Raw genomic sequence first — 18,000 nt, 5'->3', positions numbered from 1 at the left:
CCATCGGCTTGCGCCGCAACCGCGCGCCACCCTACTCCGTCGCCTGCTCGCCCACGCGCTCCGGCGCAGCCGGCACACCGGCCCGATGCGACGGCGCAAAGAGCCGCAATCCGCTCGCGACACTCGCGGCCCCGGCGAAGCCCGCGCCGAGCATCAGCGCGAGCGTCGGCCCGTGGCGTCCCGCGATCCCGAACGACAGCGCGACGAGCGCCGCGCCCGTCGCCTGCCCGATCAGCCGTGCGGTCGCGATGATCCCGCTCGCGCCGCCGCTGCGCTCGGGCGGTGCGCTCGACATCAGCGCCTTCAGGTTCGGCGACTGGAAGAAACCGAAGCCCGCGCCGCACAGCATCATCCGCCAGCCGATGTCGATGACGCCGGGCGCCGCCGGCAACGCGGCAAGCGACACCATGCCCGCGCTCAGCAACGCCAGACCGATCGCGCCGAGCAGGCCCGGCGGATAGCGATCCGACAGGCGCCCCGCGATCGGCGCGGCAAGCGCGACGATGACCGACCACGGCGTCATCAGGAAGCCCGTCTCGACCGCGTTGCGATGCAGGACGGTTTCGAAATAGAACGGCAGCGACACGAACGCGAGCCCCTGTGCCGCGAACGCGCACACCGCGGTCAGCGCGGACAGCGTGAACACCGGCCGGCGAAACAGGTCGACCGGCAGCATCGGCGCCGGGTGCCCCGCCTGACGGCGAATCAGCAGCCAGCCGAAGGTGAGCGCGACCGCCGCCGCCGCGAACACGATGGAAAGCGGCCCGCGCTGCGCGAATTCGCCGAGCGCGAAGATCAGCGACGCGAACGTGATCACGTTGAACAATGCCGCGACCGGATCGAACGCATGCTTGCCGCGCGCCGTCTGCGGCAGCGACGGAATCGCCACGGCAAGCGCGAACACGCCGAGCGGCACGTTCACCGCGAACAGCCACGGCCATGCGGCGACCGACAGGATCAGCGACGCGATGGTCGGCCCCACCGCGAACGACACGCCGACGACGAGCGCGTTGAAGCCGACGCCACGCCCGAGCCGGTGCGCGGGAAACAGGCCGCGGATAAGCGCGACGTTCACGCTCATGATCGCGCTCGCACCGAAGCCCTGCACGATCCGCGCGGCCGTCAGCATCGGCAGCGTCGACGCGAGCGAGCAGCCGAGCGACGCCACCGTGAACACCGCGAGCCCGGCGACATACACGCGCTTGTGGCCGACGATGTCGCCGAGCGACGCGAACGGCAGCAGCGTCGCGACCATCGCGAGCTGGTACGCGTTGATGATCCAGACGGACGCGGCCGGCGACGCATGCAGGTCGGCGGCAATCGCGGGCAGCGCGGTGTTCGCGATCGCGGTGTCGAGCGTCGCGAGCGCGACGGCCAGCAGCACGGCGGACATCGCGCGCCAGTTGACGGCCGGCTCATGCGCGCCGGCGGGGGAAGCGAATTCGGACAAGATGAGGCTCGGCTGACGAGCGACGCGTTGCGCCGCGTCGCGGATTGGACTCGCGGCGGCGTTCCGGACGCACCGCACGGAACGCGCGCCGCCGCGCCCCGTATTGTTGCAGAGCCGCATCGAACGTGCAGGCGGCCACCTCGTCAGTCAGCGAAATGAAAGCAAATGCGTGGCCGCGCAGGACGCACGGCCACGCAGGCTCGCCGCGTCAGCTCACCGCGCGCCGCGCATTACGACCGCGCAGCCATTCGAGCGCCAGCAGCAGGCTCGTCGAGAAGATGATCAGGATCGTTGCGAGCGCAGCGATCGTCGGGCTGATGTTCTCGCGGATGCCGGTGAACATCTGGCGCGGCAGCGTCGTCTGGTCCGCGCCCGCGAGGAACAGCGTGACGACGACTTCGTCGAACGACGTCGCGAACGCGAACAGCGCGCCGGACATCACGCCCGGTGCGATCACCGGCAGCGTCACGCGGAAGAACGTCGACACCGGATTCGCGCCGAGCGACAGGCTCGCGCGCACGAGGTTCTGGTTGAAGCCCTGCAGGGTTGCCGCAACCGTCGTCACGACGAACGGCACGCCGAGCGCCGCGTGCGCGGCGATCAGTCCCGTGTAGGTGTTCGCGAGCCCGAGCGGCGCGAAGAACAGGTACATGCCGACGCCGACCACGACGACCGGCACGATCATCGGCGACAGCAGCACGGCCATCAGCAGCCCCTTGCCGCGGAAGTCGGCCTTCGTGAGGCCGATCGCGGCGAGCGTGCCGAGCACGGTCGCGACGACGGTCGCCGACGGTGCGACGATGAAGCTGTTCTTCGCGGCCATCCGCCACTCGTCCGATGCGATCAGGTTCTCGTACCAGCGCATCGAGAAGCCCGGGATCGGATAGACGAGGAACGTGCTCGACGAAAACGACAGCGGCACGATCGCGAGCACCGGCAGGATCAGGTACAGCAGCGTCAGCACGACGAGCACGCGCAATGCGACGTACCACGCGCGCTCGACGAACGACATGTGCGGCGCGAACAGCGGCCTGGCGAGTTTCATGGTTCGAATCCCCTTCCCGTTTCGTTGCACGCGGCGCTCAGCCGAGGCTCACGTTGGTGCGCGTGAAGCGCCCGTACACCGCGTACAGCACGAGCGTCGCCGCGAGCAGCAGCCCGCCGAGCGCGCACGCCATGCCCCAGTTGATCGTCACGTTCGTGAAGTACGCGACGTAGTAGCTGACCATCTGGTCGTTCGGCCCGCCGAGCAGCGCGGGCGTGATGTAGTAGCCGATCGCGAGAATGAACACGAGCAATGCGCCCGCGCCGACGCCCGGGTAGGTCTGCGGCACGTACACGCGCCAGAACGCGGCGAACGGATGGCTGCCGAGCGACACGGCCGCGCGCTGGTAGGTCGGCGGGATCGACTTCATCACGCTGTAGAGCGGCAGGATCATGAACGGCAGCAGGATGTGCGTCATCGAGATGTACACGCCGACGCGGTTGAACAGCAGCGTCAGCGGATGCGAGATCAGCCCGCTGCCGATCAGCGCCGTATTGATGAGCCCTTCGCTCTGCAGCAGCACGATCCATGCGGCGACGCGCACGAGCACCGACGTCCAGAACGGAATCAGCACGAGGATCATCACGAGGTTGGCACGCCGCTCCGACAGCGTCGAGATCCAGTACGCGAGCGGATAGCCGAGCAGCAGCGCGAACAGCGTGACGGCGACACCGATTACGAACGTGCGGCCGAAGATCGCGAGATAGATCGACTGGTCGGGGTCGGCCTGCACGATGTGGCCGAAGCCGTCCTGCTTGTGGTCGAGCGCGGCGAGCAGGTAGAACGGCGAATACGCGCTGCCGTTCTTCGCGATCGCCTGCCAATAGGCGGCATCGCCCCAACGCGAATCGAGCTCGACCAGCTTGTCGCGCGTCTGCGCGGGCGTCAGTGCCGCGTCGCCAGTCCCACCCTCGCCCTTCAGCGGCATCGCGCGCGCCGTCTTCGCGACGAGCGAGCGATAGCCGGGAATCTCGGTGTTCAGCCGCCGCGCGAGCGCACCCATCGCCTCGCTGTCGGCCACCTTCGTCATGTCGGCCGCGAGTGCGACATACGCGGCGTCGGCCGGCGGCGTCTTGCGGTCCCAGCCCGACAGCGCCCTGACCGTGTTCGGCAGCGCGGCGGCGATCTCGGGGTTCTGCACCGCGCGCGTGAGCAGCGCGCCGATCGGCACGACGAAAATCAGCAGCAGGAAAATCGCGAGCGGCGCGACCAGCAGCAGTGCCATCGTGCGCTTGCGGGCCTCGACGGCCTTCAGCTCGCGCTTGAGCGCGGCGTTCGACGGCGAGGAAGGCGCGATCGTCATCGTATTCAACGGTTCTCTCCGGCCGGGCACGATCCGGCGGAAGGCCGCGCGACACGATCGACGTATCGCGCGGCCGGTTGCATCAGGATGCCTGAACGACGGTTACTTCGTCGCCCACGCGGCGAAACGCTGCTCGAGCTCGTCGCTGTGGTCGGTCCAGAAGCCGATGTCTTCCAGCACCGCGTTCTTGCCGTTGGCCGGCGAGTTCGGCAGGTTCGCGAGCGTCTTCGCGTCGAGCGACTTGATCGCCGCGATGTTGGTCGGGCCGTACGCGATGTGCTGCGCGTAGCCCTGCTGCGGCTTCGGCGTCAACGTGTATGCGATGTACTGCTCGGCCAGCGCCTTGTTCGGCGAGCCCTTCGGAATCGCCCAGTAGTCGAGGTCGTAGATACTGCCGTTCCACACGACCTTCAGGTTCTTGCCTTCCTTCTGCGCGGCGTCGATGCGGCCGTTGTACGCGGTCGACATCACGACGTCCCCGGCCACGAGGAACTGCGGCGGCTGCGCGCCCGCTTCCCACCACTGGATGTACGGCTTCAGCTCGTCGAGCTTCTTGAACGCGCGATCCTGGCCGGCCTTCGTGCCGAGCACCTTGTACACGTCCTTCGGCGCGACGCCGTCGGCCATCAGCGCGAATTCGAGGTTGTAGCGCGCGCCCTTGCGCATGCCGCGCTTGCCGGGGAATTTCTTCACGTTCCAGAAATCGGCCCAGCCGGTCGGCGCCGATTTCAGCTTGTCCGCGTTGTACGACAGCGCCGTCGACCACACGAAGAAGCCGACGCCGCACACCTGCGGCGATTCCGGAATCAAGTCGGACTTCTTCGCGATCTTCGACCAGTCGAGCTTCTCGTACAGCCCTTCGTCGCAGCCGCGGTTCAGGTCGCCCGATTCGACTTCGACCACGTCCCAGTTGACGTGCTTCGCCTCGACCATCGCCTTCACTTTCGCCTGCTCGCCGTTGTATTCGACGGCCGTGACCTTGTTGCCGGTCGCCTTCTCGAACGGCTGGTTGAACGCGGCCTTCTGGGCGTCGCCGTTCGCGCCGCCGAAGTTGACGACCGTGAGTTCGGCAGCCGATGCCGATGCGCCGACGACGGCGAGCGCCAATGCCAGCGCGGTGCGCCGTGCGGTAATGCGTGCTCGGTTCATGGTGGTTCCTCTCCTCTCGTGGTGGAAGTGGGCAGTTGTTGTTGACGACGTGCTACGGAAAATCGGGGGAAATCCTGCTCACGCGAACACGCGCAGGTGTTCGGGCGAGAACGCGAGCGCGACCGGTGCGCCGGGCGAGAACGCATCGAGCGCGCCGGTGCCGAGCGGCACCTTCACGAAGCATTCGTCCTGGCCGGGCAGCGCGCAGCGCATGCGCACGTGGTCGCCGAAATAGATGAGGCTGCGCGCCTCGCCGCTCAGCTGGTTGGCGGCCGCGCCGTTCGCGTGCCCGTTCGCGCCGTGCGCGGCGAGGCTCATGCGTTCGGGGCGGATGCACGCGACGGCCGGCGCTCCCTCGGCCGCATCGCCGATGCGGCGGCCGACGAGCTTGGTGCCGTCGTCGAGCCGGAATTCGCAGAATTCGCCGTCGACGCGCGCGATGGTGCCGCGCAGCCGGTTGCTGTCGCCGATGAAGTTCGCGACGAATTCGTTGCACGGCGATTCGTACAGGCGGTCGACGGTGTCGAGCTGCTGCACGATGCCCTTGTCGAACACGGCGACGCGATCGGACATCGTCAGCGCCTCGCCCTGGTCGTGCGTCACGTACACGAAAGTCACGCCGAGTTTTTCGTGCAGCGCCTTCAGTTCGTACTGCATGTGTTCGCGCAACTGCTTGTCGAGCGCGCCGAGCGGCTCGTCCATCAGCACCAGCTTCGGCTCGAACACGAGCGCGCGCGCCAGCGCGATGCGCTGCTGCTGGCCGCCCGACAACTGCGCCGGGTAGCGCTTCGCGAAGCGCTCCATCTGCACCATCTTCAGCGCGTGCGCGACGCGTTCCGCGCGCTCGGCCGCCGGCAGCTTGCGCACGGTCAGCGGATACGCGACGTTCTGCTCGACCGTCAGGTGCGGAAACAGCGCGTAGTTCTGGAACACCATGCCGATGTTGCGCTTGTGCGGCGGCACGTTGTTCAGCAACTCGCCGTCGAGGCGGATCTCGCCGCCGGTCGGGAATTCGAAGCCGGCCAGCATCATCAGGCAGGTGGTCTTGCCCGAGCCCGATGGCCCGAGCAGCGTCAGGAATTCCCCGCGGTGGATATCGAGGTCGAGCGATTTGACGACCAGCGTTTCGCCGTCGTAGGTCTTCCGCACGCCGCGAAAGCTGACGATCACATCATCGGACTTCATCGTGGCTGTCCCCTTGCTTCGCGACAATTGATTTTGAGATGCGAGCCACTATACGGCGCCCACGGTTCTACAATAGGGAACCATTTCAATATTACTAGTAGGACCACTTTGGATACCGTGATCCTCGCCGACTGGCTCTCTGCCCGCCTCGACCGCAGCTCGCCCGAGCCGATGTACCGGCAGTTGCTGCAGCAGATGCAGCAGGCCATCCTGACCGGGGAATTGGGGCCAGGGACAAAGCTGCCGAGTTCGCGCACGCTCGCGGCCGACCTGTTGATCGCGCGCAATACCGTGCTGCACGTGTACGACCAGCTGACGGCCGAAGGCTACGTGCTGACGACCACCGGCAGCGGCACCTATGTGGCCGACACGCGGCCGGACGCCGCCGCGATCCACGTGCCGGGCGCCGCGCCGCCGCCGTCGAGCGCCGATGAACCACCGCTGCCGGACGCGCAGGGCGGCCTGTCGATGCGCGGCCGGCAACTGATCGAGCATGCGGGCGTGTCGCGGCGCCAGTGGGGTGCGTTCATGCCGGGCGTGCCGGACGTGTCGGAATTCCCGAGCCGGACGTGGAGCCGCCTGCAGGCGCGGCTGTGGAAGGAGGCGAATCCCGAGCTGCTGACCTATGCGCCGGGCGGCGGCTACCGGCCGTTGCGGCGGGCGCTCGCCGATTACCTGCGCGTCGCGCGCTCGGTCAAATGCTCGCCGGACCAGGTGATCATCACGACGGGCATCCACCAGTCGATCGATCTCGCGGTGCGGCTGCTGTCCGACATCGGCGATCGCGCATGGGTCGAGGAGCCGTGCTATTGGGGCGTACGCAGCGTATTGCAGGCGGCCGGCCTCACGCTGACGCCGGTGCCGGTCGACCAGGAAGGGCTCGACCCGCGTGCCAGCGACATGCAGCATCCGCCGCGGCTCGTGCTCGTCACGCCGTCGCATCAGTACCCGCTCGGGATGGTGATGAGCCTCGCGCGACGCCGGATGCTGCTCGAATACGCGCGCCAGCACCGCTGCTGGATCATCGAGGACGACTACGACAGCGAGTTCCGCTACGGCAGCCGCCCGCTCGCGTCGCTGCAGGGGCTCGACGACGGCGGCCGCGTGATCTACGTCGGCAGCCTCGGCAAGATGCTGTTCCCGGGGCTGCGGATGGGCTACATGGTCGTGCCCGAGCATCTGGTCGACACGTTCCGCACCGGGCTGTCGGAGTTGTACCGAGAGGGCCAGCTGATGCAGCAGGCCGTGCTCGCCGAATTCATCATGGACGGCCACCTGACTTCGCACGTCAGACGAATGCGCACGCTGTACGGCGAGCGCCGGCAACTGATGATCGACGCGATCCGCGCGCGCTTCGGCGACGCGCTGCCCGTGATGGGCGACGAGGCAGGCCTGCATCTCGTGCTCGGCCTGCCCGACGCCTGCGACGATCGCGCGGTCACGCAGAGCGCGTTCGATGCGGGCGTGATCGTGCGCCCGCTCACCAGCTACTACAGCAGCCTCGACACCGCGCGGCGCGGCCTGCTGCTCGGCTATGCGTGCGTCCCGCACGAAGGCATCGGCCCCGCGTTCGACACGCTCGCGAATACCATCGAGCGACACCTGCCGCGGGACCTCACGCGCGCGGCATAGCGGCGCTCATGCGCCGCGCCGCCCGCGCTTCTCACCTTACCGCGCGCTGCCCGCCCCGCGATCGAGCGATGCCGCGCGCACGGCTTCGCCGGGCTTCGTGAACACGCGCTGCCGCAGCGCGGCGATCTGCGCGTCGCGATCCTGCGGCGACAGGCCCGCCGACTCGATCTGCGCACGCTGCGCCGCATAGTCCGTATAGCGGCTTTGCCACGATGCGTCGTCCTGCTGCAACTGCGCGACGCGCGCGGCGGCTTCGGCGCCGAGCGTCTGCGTCAGTTGCGCGCGCATCGCATCGGGCGTCGCCCCGCTCTTCTGCAATTGCGCGATCTGGTCGATCGCGGCGCGCTGCTTATCGATGCGCTGCTGCGCGGCGCGCTCGTCGGCCGGCATCTGCTGTTCGAGCGCCGCGAGTCGTTCGGCCTTCTGCACATCCGTCAGCGTCCGATCCTGCGTGATCTTCAGCCGCGCGAGGTCGTAGCGCTGCCGCCACTGCTCCGCGCCGAAAAACGGCTGGCTCCAGTCACCGAGCGTGCGATATGCAATCGACGCACGCTGGTCGAGCGCGAGCTGCAGCGCGCCGAGATCGGACTTGTCGACCGCGCCGGCATCGCGCAGCTTCGCGAGTGCGTCGAGATAGGCGCGATAGCGGTGCCATACGTCGAGCGCCTCGGCCTGCGCCACGGTGCCGTCGAGTTGCGCGGCAATCTCCCGCGCGACGAACGCATCGAGCGCGGTCGCACTCAGGTCGCTCTGCGCGGTCAGGCAGTAGTCGAAGAAGTCGCGCACCGCGCGCGACTTCGCGAGATGGCCGCCGACATCGAGCGGCAACCGCGGCGCGCTGGAGCCGGCGAGCGACGGCGGCAGGCCCGCGCTTGCCGGCATGGCGGCCTGCGGCGGTGCGGCAGCCACGCTACCCACCGCCGCCGCATCCGGCGACTCGCCGCCGGCGCCTGTCCCTCGATGCCAGCCCGCGCCGCTCCACATCGCCACACCGGCAATCGCCGCCAGCCCCACGACACCGTAGACCACGGCACGCCGCGCCAGCGGCGCGCGTCCTTCACGTGCCGTCATCGATTACACGCCCGCCAGCTTCAGACGGTTCGCATGCGTGCGGATCACCGCGACCGGATCTTCCGCATACGCGCCGCGCACGCCGAGCAGCTGGTTGATCTCGTCGAGATGGTTCCACTTGTAGCTCGTGCTCAGCACCTTGCCGTACAGCGCACTGCACTTCGACACGACCCCGTCGTTCTGCCCGGAGCCGCGGTTGATCATCACCGTGCCCGTGCCGAGCAGCGCGAGCGTCGACAGATCGAGTGCGTTCGCCGGATCGACGACCGGAAGGGTGCTCGTGTCCGTGGCGCCCGTGACACCCAACACGGAGAGTGTCGGCTGGATCGCCGTGCCGGCCCACGAGTACAGCAGGTGCGTGTTGCCGCCGACGGTTTCGGTCGGCGCGCCGGTCTGGCAACTGCCCGGCGCACCCAGGCCCGCACTCGGGTAGTTCTGGTTGTACGTGGCGGCGCGTGCGGTGGTCAGCGTCTGCAGTGCGGCGAGCGCGTCCTGGTTCGTGTTGTGGGTGCTGCTCGTCAGGATCCCGAACACATTGACGAACGCGGCGATCACCGATGACGAAAGTCCGGTCGGATCGTACGCAAGCACGTTCTGCACGAAGTCGGCGAACTCGGAGCCGCGATGCGGCGTGCCGATCGTCGTCACCGACGCGACGAGATCGGGCGCGACGGCCGCGACATAGCGCGACGAGAGGCCGCCCTGGCTGTGGCCGACGAGATTGACCTTGGTCGCGCCCGTCGCCGCGAGCACCGTCTTCACGTAAGCGAGCAACTGCTCGCCGCGCCCGTTCGGGCCGTCATCGCTCTGGAAACCCGACAGGTTCGCGACGTAGACGGTCGCCCCGTTCTGCTGCAGGTCTTCCTGGATGCCGTACCAATAATCGAGCACGCCGGCGTACTTGTCGGTACCGGTGAGCCCGTGCACGAGGATGATCGGATAACGCGTCGCCGCGTAGCCGTCGGCGGGCGCGGTCGCCGCCATCGCCGCGTGCGTCGTCGCGAGCGTCATTGCCACAGTCGTCCCCGCGAACGGCGCGATGCTCATCGCGCATGCCACTGCCCCTGCCACCACCCTGGAACGCATCGTATTGGCCATGCATGTTCTCCTGATTATTGTGCTGCCGGTGCGAATGAAGCCGGATCGATACGCACTATGCGTCGCCCACATCGCGACCACCGTGTGCGTCGAATGCGGGAGTGAATCACGAGTCGCGAACGTTTGCGCCCTGACTAGACACGGTTCTCTAATCGGTTGACGCGGCCCACCGGTTCGGGCGGGGCCGCGTTCATGCGTGCGCATGCTGCAATGCACACGCGCGATGCGTCAAAGCTTCGCACTCACACGCACCCATGCGGTCCGGCCCGGCTCCATCACCGGCGCGTTCGCCGGATAGCCGAAGCCCGCGTTGCCGGCGAGATTCAGGTGCTCGGTGTAGGCCTTGTTCAGCACGTTGTCGACGCCGACCGAGATCTGCACGGTCTTGCTGACGTTGTATTGCGTATGCAGCGAGAGCACACCGAATCCGGCGCTCGGGCCGAAGTCCTTGCCGACCACGTTGCCCTCGTTCAGGGCATAGCGATGCTGCGGCGCAACGATGCGCCACAGCCCCCCTGCCGACCACGCACCCCGCGTGTACTCGAGCCCGATGCGCGCCTCGAGCGGCGGCATCTGCGGCAATGGATCGCCGGTTGCGACGTTGCGCCCCCACGCATACGCGAGCGACGTCTCGACGCGCAGCGGCGAAACCGGTTTCCACGACACGCCCGCTTCGCCACCCATGATCTGCGCGTTGACGTTGGTTGCCTGCGTGGTCGGGCCCATCATGCCGGCCGCGTAGTTGAACAGGATGAAGTCCTGAACATAACCCGCATACGCCGACACCCACGCATCGAGCCGTTCGCTCTTGTATTGCGCGCCGAGGTCGAGCTGCGTGGTCTTCTCCGGCTGCACCGCCGAGAACGCGTTGATCGAACCCGCCGGCCCGCGCTTCGCGGAAAACAGCTCCCAGTAGTCGGGATAGCGCTCCGTATGGCCGACGCCCGCGTACCACGTGACGGGCAGCGACGCGAGATCGCGCTCATAGCGGACGAAACCGCTCGGCAGCACGCGCGAGCGATCGTCGTCGAAGGTCGGGTTCGGCATGCGCTTCATCATGCCGCTCGTCGTCGCGCGCTTGTCGCGTGCGCTCGCATAGTCGATGCGCGCGCCGCCGATCACGCGCGACACGTCGCTCGCGTACCACGTCAACTCGCCGAACACGCCTGCGTTCCACATCGTCGCCTGCGCATCCCACGGCTTGTCGCCGTAGTTCTGCCGCCCCATCGCCGAGCGCGAGTCGAGCCGGTTCGATTGCGCATCGACGCCCGTCACGAGCTTGAAGTCGTCGGCAAAGCGGAACGTCGCGGCCGCGCGCGCGCCGAACGTACGCCGCCGCACTTCCGACGCCATCCGCATCGGCATGCTGCTGGTCGGGTCCGGTTGCCGCAACGTAGTGTTGTCCATCACGTGATCGGCTTCGTTGTAGTACACGCGCGCTTCGATCCGGTCGAGCACGTCGCCGAGATGCTGCTTGTCGAACGACAGGCCGAACGTCTCGCGGCGGAAATGCGCGCCGTCCATTCCGCGTCCCGCGTAGCGCGCATAGCCGTCGCCGGTGCCGGCGGTCAGCTCGACGCGTGTATGGTCGTCCGGCGTCCAGCCGAGCGCCGCATCGGCGTTCCACTTGTCCCACTGCGACGGCACGGTGTTGCCGTTGCCGTCCTTGTAGTCCTGCGAATGCGCGTGGTTCGCGGTCACGCGGCCATAGACGTCCGGCGTGCCGGCCGTCACGTCGATGTTCTGGTCGTTGCGGCCGAACGACCCGCCGACCAGGCTGCCGTCGAAGCGCATGCCGGGCTTGTCGAAGCGCGGCGTCACGCGCTCGAACATCACGGTGCCGGCCGACGCGCCGGGACCGTACAGCACCGTCTGCGGCCCCTTCACGACGGTGACCTTGTCATAGCTTTCCGGCGCGATATACGACGTCGGCGCATCCATCCGGCCCGGACATGCGCCGAGCGTCGACATCCCGTTCGCCAGGATGTTCAGCCGCGAGCCGAACATCCCGCGCAGCACGAGGTCGCCGTTGGTGCCGCCGCTGCGGATCGACGTGAAACCGGGGATCGTTTTCAGGTAATCCGCGCCGTCGCTGGCGGGCAGCGGCTGACGCGGAGTCTTCGGATCCGTGACGACGACGAGCGGCGTCGACAGCGGCGATGCGACGACTTCGATGGCCGGCAACGGCGCGGCCGTCTCGCCGGTCGGCGCGCCGGATGCGCGCGCCGTTTCGGCGGCCGCGGCGCTCGCGGCCAATGCGCCGACAGCGAGCGCGGGAACGGTGAGTTTCAGCACGCGCGGCATGCGCCGCGCACCGGCATTGCGTGACGCCCGCGGCGTACGCAACTGGAAAATGGTCATGATCGAAAGCCCGAGTGACGCCCTCCACGCGGCCTCGACGGGCCGCACGGATATCGGCGATGAATGGAACGGAAACAGCGCGTCAGGCGCGCTCGGGCGGGGCGCGCGGGTACGCGCGCGGATAGCGGTCGGCGCGCGCCGCGACGGCAGGCGGCGCGACGGCGGTAACGGAAACGACGGGAACGGAAGCGAGTGCCGCGGCGGCTGGCCCGCCGATCGCGGGGCTGTGCGCGAAGAAACCGCAGTAGCCGCACGCATCGAGATGCAGCGCATGATCGTGCAGGCGGCCCGCATCGGGCGACGGGTGCGCGCCATGCTCCGTACTGCAGACGATTGCGTCGGGCGTGGCCGCCTGCGCGACGCGCCACTGCGACACCAGCGGCGCCGCGATCGCGAACCAGATCGCGAGCACGCCAAGCCAGGCGGTCAGGTGACGATGTCGGTGCAGCATGCTCGGCAACGAGTAAGCGGAATGTAAAAACAGCCGAGATGTTACAGAATGTTCAACACGATGGCCAGCACGGATGGCGGTAAACGAACCGGGGGCGCATGGTTGTCAACACAACCATGCGCCCCCCGCCTGCTGCATGCTTCCGGAACGCGCCGCTCAGGGCGCCATGCGCCGCAGCACGTCGTCGCGCCGGATGAAATGATGGTAAAGCGCGGCCAGCGCGTGCAGGCCGATCACGAAGTAGAACGCGTTGCCGATCAGCTCGTGCGCTGCCTTGATCGTCGGCCGCAGCGCCTTGTCGGGGCCGAACAGCGTGAACGAGACGCCGAGCCAGTCGAGCGACACCGGCTTGCCGCCCAGGTTGATCATCATGATGCCGAGCAGCGGCTGCGCGATGATGAACACGTAGAGCGCGACATGCGCGAGCTTCGACAGCCAGCGCAGCAGCGCCGCTTGCGGAATGGCCTGCGGCACCCGGCTGACGGCTCGCCACAGCACGCGCAGCACCGACAGCACGAGCACGAGCGTGCCCGCGGTGAGATGCACGTTCATCCAGAACACCCGGCTGTCGCTGCCTTTCGGCCCACGGATCTCGATGGCCAGGTAGGCCAGCGCCACCAGCAGGAAGACGGCCCAGTGGAAGAAGATCGCGGGCGAGCTGTAGCGCGTCTGTTTCGCGAGGATGTTTCTCATGCTTCGTCTCGTGTTGTATGCGGGGAGGAGCGCATGCAGCCACCGGCCGGCGCCCGGCAAAACTGCCCCGATTGTAGCCGCACGGGCGTCCGGTTTTGCACGACGCGCGCAAATATCCGACGAATTGCCCACGCGCGCCGAGCGGGGCTTCATATGGAAAGTCCGCATCGCGCGCCAGAACGGCTGTGGCACGATGAAGCTTTGGTGCGACGGCGCGCGGGCATCATGAGCAAGGCGTTCTTCGTTGCGGCCTATCGGCTGACCGCCGCGTTGCTCGCGGTATCCACCACGCTGCACAGCGTCGCCGGCTACTGGCACCTGCCGGGCTTTCATCTCGGCAACTACCTCAGCTACTTCACGCAACTGAGCAGCCTCTACGCGGCCGCGATGCTCGCCGTCGGGCTCTGGCGCATCGCGCGCCCCGGCTCGGCCCGCTACGAATCGATGCGCGGCGCCGCGGTGCTGTACATGCTGATCACCGCGATCGTCTACGAACTCCTGCTCGCGCGGCTCGATGCGCTGCACCACGTCACGCCCGCGTTCAACAACTGGGTGCTGCACCGGATCGTGCCGCTCGTCGTGCTGTGCGACTGGCTGTACGTGGAGCCGCGCCTGCCGATCCCGTGGCGCAGCGCGTTCACGTGGCTCGCCTTCCCGATCGTCTATCTCGGCTATACGTTCGTGCGCGGCTCATTCGAGAACTGGTATCCCTACCCGTTCGTCGATCCGCGGCCGCACGGCTACCTGCCGGTCGCGATTCAGTGTTCGCTGATCGCGCTGGGCGCGGTGGCGCTCGCAATGGGTATTCGCTGGCTCGGCAATCACGCGAGACCGTCCGGTGCGGTGACGCTCAGGAAAGGATGAAGGCGGGAGCGTGTGCGCCGCCCGGCGCACACGGGATGAAGCGGACGATCAGCCGCCGTTGCGCGGCAGGAAGTTCATCGGATCGACGACCTTGCCGTTCTGGCGGACTTCGAATTCGAACGTCGAGCGGCCGCTCGCGTCCGTGCCCATTTCGGCGACCGGCTGGCCCTGGCGCACCGCGTCGCCTTCGTTGACGAGCAGCTTGCCGTTGTGTCCGTAGGCCGTGATGAGCCCGTTCTCATGCTTCAGGATCACGAGCGGCCCGTAGGCCTTGACGCCGGATCCGGCGTACACCACGCGCCCGGCCGCCGCGGCCCGCACCGAATGGTCGGGCCCGGACGCAGCGATCACGAGGCCGCGCGTCTTGCCGGCCGAGAACGGCGTCGCCACGACACCGGTGGCCGGCCAGGCGAGCGAGCCCGGCTGTGCGGCCGCCGCGGGCGGCTGCCCGAGCGACGTCGCGGCAGGCGGCGGCGCGACGCGCAGCACCTGGCCGGGATACACGGCATCGGTCGGCGCCATGTGGTTCCAGCTGGCCACGTCCTGGACGCGCTGCCCGTAGGCGTTCGCGACGCCCGCGAGCGTATCGCCCGGATTCACGCGGTAATAGCCGGCTATCACGCCCGGCGTCGCGGCCGACGTGGGTGCCGGCTGGCGCGCCGGCTGCCAGCTGTCGGTCCACGGCGTCATCGTGCAGCCCGTCAGCGCGATGGCTGCGGCAACGAGCGCCGCCTGCGGCAGCCAGCGCATCAGCGCATCGTGGATGGGAATAGTTTCTCTCAAGGGTCCTCCCGGATTTGCGTCGTTGCGCCGCCCACCGCCCCCCGGCGCGCGACGCACGATGTCCGGCCGAACGGCCGGATCAACCAGTATCCGACCGCGCTCGCGGCCGTCAGTTTCCACAGCGGGACGTGGGTGCGAATGGGCTCACCGGCCCCTTTTTCGCGTCGTCCCGACCGGCAAAGATACCATTTGTGGCGGTCAAGGCCGCGTCAGGTGCCTGATCCGGCAACAATCTTGCGGCGTCGCACCGGCGTGCCGGTGGCCTGCAAGCCGCGCCGCGCGGGCCGTCGGGCGGCTTTAGCGGCGCTTCCGCTCGCCGCGCCGCCCTTGCGGGCAGTCTCGATCCCGTCACATTCTCCCCGTCGTTCGCCACCTATACTCGGTGATGCACTGCGCGATCCAACGACAACGAGGAGCATGACAATGAATAATGCGACGTTTCTTTCCGTGCAGCTCAACGCCGACGACTTCTCCGGTTCCAGCGGCCTGGTCGAATTGCTCAACCGGCACCTGCTGTTCGCGACCGACGTCGCCGAGGCGGCCGATGCGCTCGTCCAGTTGGCGAGTGTCGCGCATATGACGGGCGCCACGCGCCACAGCGTCGAGCTGCCGGTCCTCGCGATCGAGCGGCTGCGCGACGCGCTCGACACGTTGAGCGGCTACGACGAAACGTGGCTGCAGGTGCTGGAACCGGCCGAAGCGCTGTTCCGGGATATCGGGCACCGCCGGCACGCGCTGCACTGAACTGGCGGCTGGCACGATAGGCGCGCCGCCAATGAAAACAGCCCGCCGTTCCGCATGACGGAACGACGGGCTGTTTGTACTTCCAGGGTCGGATCAGGCCGCCGATGCGGCCGCACCATTAACGACCCTTGTAGATCGGGGCGTCGTCAGCGATACGCTTGACTTGCCAGCCGGTCTTGGCCTTGGCCGGCGCGCCGGATTCTTGCGCGGCAGCCGGTTGCGCGCCGTAGCCGGTCGTGTCGGCAGCGGCGACGTTCTGTTGCGGGTTCAGGCGGGCTTCAACAGCCTGGATGCCTTCCGGGTAGTTCGTACGGTCGCTGCCCAGCTTGTAGCCGGCCTGTTGCACGGCGACCAGGTCGGCCTTCACTTGTGCACGGGTGACGGGCGCGTTCTGTTGGGCGAACGAGACGGCGGGAACGGCGAGGACGGCAGCTGCGGCGAACGTTGCGATCAGCGATTTCATGATTACCTCCGGGATTTTTTTGCTCCGCCGCACACACCATGTCTGCAGCGATGGAACAGAGTTTAGTCCCGGCAGCACCTAGGGAAAACCATGAAACCACGAAAACACTATTTCCCAGGAACCAACAATCCCGGCATCCGGTATCGAAAAACCCTATCGATAGAATAGATTTTCGCAACAATGCCGCCCTCGCCAGCCGGTTACGACCAGTTCGCGTGGAAGCTGCCCGGCTTGTCGGTACGCTCGAACGTGTGCGCGCCGAAGAAATCTCGCTGCGCCTGCACGAGGTTCGCCGGCAGCCGCTCGGAGCGGTAGCTGTCGAAGTACGCGACCGCCGACGCGAACGCCGGTACCGGCACGCCGGCCTTCACCGCGGCGACCACGACGTCGCGCAGCGATGCCTGGTAATTCGCGGCGATGTCCTTGAAGTACGGGTCGAGCAGCAGGTTCGCGAGCGCCGAATCCTTCGCGTACGCGTCCGTGATCTTCTGCAGGAAACGCGCGCGGATGATACAGCCCGCACGGAAGATCTTCGCGATCGTGCCGAGATCGAGGTTCCAGCCGTACTCTTCCGACGCCGTGCGCAGTTGCGCGAAGCCCTGCGCGTACGAGATCACCTTGCTCAGGTACAGCGCGCGGCGCACCGCTTCGACGAACGCGGCGCGATCGCCTTCGAACGGCGCGGCGGCCGGGCCCGCCAGGACCTTGCCAGCCGCGACGCGCTCGGTCTTCAGCGACGACAGCACGCGCGCGAACACCGATTCGGTGATCAGCGGCAGCGGCACGCCGAGATCCAGCGCATTCTGGCTCGTCCACTTGCCGGTGCCCTTCTGCGCGGCGCGATCGAGGATCACGTCGACCAGGTGCTTGCCTGTTTCCTCGTCCTTCTTACCGAAGATCTTCGACGTGATCTCCATCAGGTAGCTGTCGAGCTCGCCCTGGTTCCACTCGGTGTACACCGCGCCGAGTTCGTCGTTGGTCAGGCCCGCGACGTCCTTCAGCACCGCATAGCTTTCGGCGATCAGCTGCATGTCGCCGTATTCGATGCCGTTGTGGACCATCTTCACGTAATGGCCTGCACCGTCCGGGCCCATGTACGCGACGCACGGCTCGCCGTCCGACGGCGCCTTGGCGGCGATCTGCTTGAGGATCGGCTCGACGAGGTCGTACGCATCACGCTGGCCGCCGGGCATGATCGACGGGCCGCGCAGCGCGCCCTCTTCGCCCCCCGACACGCCCGTGCCGATGAAGTGCAGGCCCGATTGCGCGAGCTCCTGGTTGCGGCGGATCGTGTCGGTGAAGTGCGTATTGCCGCCGTCGATCAGCACGTCGCCCTTCTCGAGCAGCGGCTTGAGCGATGCGATCGTCGCATCGGTCGCCTCGCCGGCCTTCACCATCATCAGGATCCGGCGCGGCGTTTCGAGCGACGCGACGAATTCCTCGAGCGTATAGGTCGGCACCAGATTGCGGCCGGGGAATTCGGCGATCAGTTCGTCGGTTTTCTCGCGGCTGCGGTTGTACACCGACACCGCGTAACCGCGGCTCTCGATATTGAGTGCGAGATTGCGGCCCATCACCGCGAGCCCGATCACACCGATTGCTTGTTTGCCCATTAGTCAATTCTCCGGAAAAAACGGGGCGCGACCCGAGCCGGGTCGCGCGCACAGGCGAAAGGATAGTGGAAACCCGGCGGCGATGCGCGCTTGCC

At 67.6% G+C, this 18,000-nt stretch carries 16 protein-coding genes; 3 read left to right on the top strand and 13 right to left on the bottom strand.

The features are described 5' to 3' along the window. Positions 1–31: 31 nt before the first annotated feature. The 5 genes from LGM89_RS08955 to LGM89_RS08935 all read right to left on the bottom strand — a co-directional run bounded on the left by LGM89_RS08955 (position 32) and on the right by LGM89_RS08935 (position 6,132). Positions 32–1,450, bottom strand: a complete 1,419-nt coding sequence (locus LGM89_RS08955; protein WP_226272873.1) for an MFS transporter — start codon at positions 1,448–1,450, stop codon at positions 32–34. A gap of 208 nt (positions 1,451–1,658) precedes the next feature. Continuing rightward, positions 1,659–2,495 carry an ABC transporter permease gene (locus LGM89_RS08950; RefSeq protein ID WP_027791109.1) on the bottom strand — a complete coding sequence of 279 codons (837 nt, stop codon included), beginning with the start codon at positions 2,493–2,495 and terminating at the stop codon, positions 1,659–1,661. Positions 2,496–2,532: 37 nt separating this feature from the next. Further along, positions 2,533–3,798, bottom strand: coding sequence for an ABC transporter permease (locus LGM89_RS08945; protein WP_226273015.1), 1,266 nt, complete (start codon positions 3,796–3,798; stop codon positions 2,533–2,535). A gap of 102 nt (positions 3,799–3,900) precedes the next feature. After that, positions 3,901–4,947 (bottom strand): ABC transporter substrate-binding protein, encoded by a 1,047-nt coding sequence (locus tag LGM89_RS08940; RefSeq protein ID WP_089462920.1) that lies wholly within the window; start codon positions 4,945–4,947, stop codon positions 3,901–3,903. A gap of 78 nt (positions 4,948–5,025) precedes the next feature. Then, positions 5,026–6,132 carry an ABC transporter ATP-binding protein gene (locus LGM89_RS08935; RefSeq protein ID WP_089427971.1) on the bottom strand — a complete coding sequence of 369 codons (1,107 nt, stop codon included), beginning with the start codon at positions 6,130–6,132 and terminating at the stop codon, positions 5,026–5,028. A 108-nt stretch (positions 6,133–6,240) separates the two neighbouring features. Between LGM89_RS08935 and LGM89_RS08930 the strand changes: the two genes are divergently transcribed. After that, a complete protein-coding gene (locus LGM89_RS08930) occupies positions 6,241–7,764 on the top strand; it encodes a PLP-dependent aminotransferase family protein (protein ID WP_226272872.1) in 1,524 nt (507 codons plus the stop codon). A gap of 36 nt (positions 7,765–7,800) precedes the next feature. On the opposite strand, the gene LGM89_RS08925 is transcribed toward LGM89_RS08930, so the two are convergent. The 5 genes from LGM89_RS08925 to LGM89_RS08905 form a co-directional block, all read right to left on the bottom strand. Further along, a complete protein-coding gene (locus LGM89_RS08925; RefSeq protein ID WP_089497378.1) occupies positions 7,801–8,835 on the bottom strand; it encodes a lipase secretion chaperone in 1,035 nt (344 codons plus the stop codon). A gap of 3 nt (positions 8,836–8,838) precedes the next feature. Continuing rightward, positions 8,839–9,933 (bottom strand): triacylglycerol lipase, encoded by a 1,095-nt coding sequence (locus LGM89_RS08920; protein WP_226272871.1) that lies wholly within the window; start codon positions 9,931–9,933, stop codon positions 8,839–8,841. 228 nt (positions 9,934–10,161) lie between these two features. Beyond that, entirely contained in the window at positions 10,162–12,294 is a 2,133-nt protein-coding gene (locus LGM89_RS08915) for a TonB-dependent copper receptor (protein ID WP_226272870.1), read from the bottom strand. Between the two features lie 82 nt (positions 12,295–12,376). Beyond that, positions 12,377–12,745: a DUF2946 domain-containing protein gene (locus LGM89_RS08910; protein WP_226272869.1), complete on the bottom strand. Its 369-nt coding sequence runs from the start codon at positions 12,743–12,745 to the stop codon at positions 12,377–12,379. A gap of 156 nt (positions 12,746–12,901) precedes the next feature. Further along, positions 12,902–13,438 carry a cytochrome b gene (locus tag LGM89_RS08905; RefSeq protein ID WP_226204021.1) on the bottom strand — a complete coding sequence of 179 codons (537 nt, stop codon included), beginning with the start codon at positions 13,436–13,438 and terminating at the stop codon, positions 12,902–12,904. 225 nt (positions 13,439–13,663) lie between these two features. Here LGM89_RS08905 and LGM89_RS08900 point away from each other — a divergent pair, with 225 nt between their 5' ends. Then, the gene (locus tag LGM89_RS08900) at positions 13,664–14,302 is read left to right on the top strand and encodes a Pr6Pr family membrane protein (RefSeq protein ID WP_226272868.1); all 639 of its coding nucleotides are present in this window, start codon (positions 13,664–13,666) and stop codon (positions 14,300–14,302) included. 48 nt (positions 14,303–14,350) lie between these two features. Here LGM89_RS08900 and LGM89_RS08895 read toward each other — a convergent pair whose 3' ends face one another. Continuing rightward, entirely contained in the window at positions 14,351–15,085 is a 735-nt protein-coding gene (locus LGM89_RS08895) for a peptidoglycan DD-metalloendopeptidase family protein (RefSeq protein ID WP_226272867.1), read from the bottom strand. Positions 15,086–15,508: 423 nt separating this feature from the next. On the opposite strand from LGM89_RS08895, the gene LGM89_RS08890 reads away from it, so the two are divergent. After that, a complete protein-coding gene (locus LGM89_RS08890) occupies positions 15,509–15,829 on the top strand; it encodes a hypothetical protein (protein ID WP_089497384.1) in 321 nt (106 codons plus the stop codon). Positions 15,830–15,947: 118 nt separating this feature from the next. On the opposite strand, the gene LGM89_RS08885 is transcribed toward LGM89_RS08890, so the two are convergent. Further along, a complete protein-coding gene (locus LGM89_RS08885) occupies positions 15,948–16,292 on the bottom strand; it encodes a DUF4148 domain-containing protein (RefSeq protein WP_226272866.1) in 345 nt (114 codons plus the stop codon). A 200-nt stretch (positions 16,293–16,492) separates the two neighbouring features. Beyond that, the gene (gene gndA, locus LGM89_RS08880) at positions 16,493–17,905 is read right to left on the bottom strand and encodes an NADP-dependent phosphogluconate dehydrogenase (protein ID WP_226272865.1); all 1,413 of its coding nucleotides are present in this window, start codon (positions 17,903–17,905) and stop codon (positions 16,493–16,495) included. Positions 17,906–18,000: the final 95 nt, after the last annotated feature.

Source organism: Burkholderia sp. AU31624 (assembly GCF_020420065.1).
GTDB lineage: Bacteria > Pseudomonadota > Gammaproteobacteria > Burkholderiales > Burkholderiaceae > Burkholderia.
This window is presented reverse-complemented; position numbering and strand designations above follow the sequence as displayed.

Excerpts from the sequence above, each read along its gene's own strand:
- LGM89_RS08950 (WP_027791109.1), bottom strand. The coding sequence starts at position 2,495 with ATGAAACTCGCCAGGCCGCTGTTCGCGCCGCACATGTCGTTCGTCGAG.
- LGM89_RS08945 (WP_226273015.1), bottom strand. The coding sequence starts at position 3,798 with ATGACGATCGCGCCTTCCTCGCCGTCGAACGCCGCGCTCAAGCGCGAG.
- LGM89_RS08940 (WP_089462920.1), bottom strand. The coding sequence starts at position 4,947 with ATGAACCGAGCACGCATTACCGCACGGCGCACCGCGCTGGCATTGGCG.
- LGM89_RS08935 (WP_089427971.1), bottom strand. The coding sequence starts at position 6,132 with ATGAAGTCCGATGATGTGATCGTCAGCTTTCGCGGCGTGCGGAAGACC.
- LGM89_RS08925 (WP_089497378.1), bottom strand. The coding sequence starts at position 8,835 with ATGACGGCACGTGAAGGACGCGCGCCGCTGGCGCGGCGTGCCGTGGTC.
- LGM89_RS08920 (WP_226272871.1), bottom strand. The coding sequence starts at position 9,933 with ATGGCCAATACGATGCGTTCCAGGGTGGTGGCAGGGGCAGTGGCATGC.
- LGM89_RS08915 (WP_226272870.1), bottom strand. The coding sequence starts at position 12,294 with ATGACCATTTTCCAGTTGCGTACGCCGCGGGCGTCACGCAATGCCGGT.
- LGM89_RS08910 (WP_226272869.1), bottom strand. The coding sequence starts at position 12,745 with ATGCTGCACCGACATCGTCACCTGACCGCCTGGCTTGGCGTGCTCGCG.
- LGM89_RS08905 (WP_226204021.1), bottom strand. The coding sequence starts at position 13,438 with ATGAGAAACATCCTCGCGAAACAGACGCGCTACAGCTCGCCCGCGATC.
- LGM89_RS08900 (WP_226272868.1), top strand. The coding sequence starts at position 13,664 with ATGAGCAAGGCGTTCTTCGTTGCGGCCTATCGGCTGACCGCCGCGTTG.
- LGM89_RS08890 (WP_089497384.1), top strand. The coding sequence starts at position 15,509 with ATGAATAATGCGACGTTTCTTTCCGTGCAGCTCAACGCCGACGACTTC.
- LGM89_RS08885 (WP_226272866.1), bottom strand. The coding sequence starts at position 16,292 with ATGAAATCGCTGATCGCAACGTTCGCCGCAGCTGCCGTCCTCGCCGTT.
- gndA (WP_226272865.1), bottom strand. The coding sequence starts at position 17,905 with ATGGGCAAACAAGCAATCGGTGTGATCGGGCTCGCGGTGATGGGCCGC.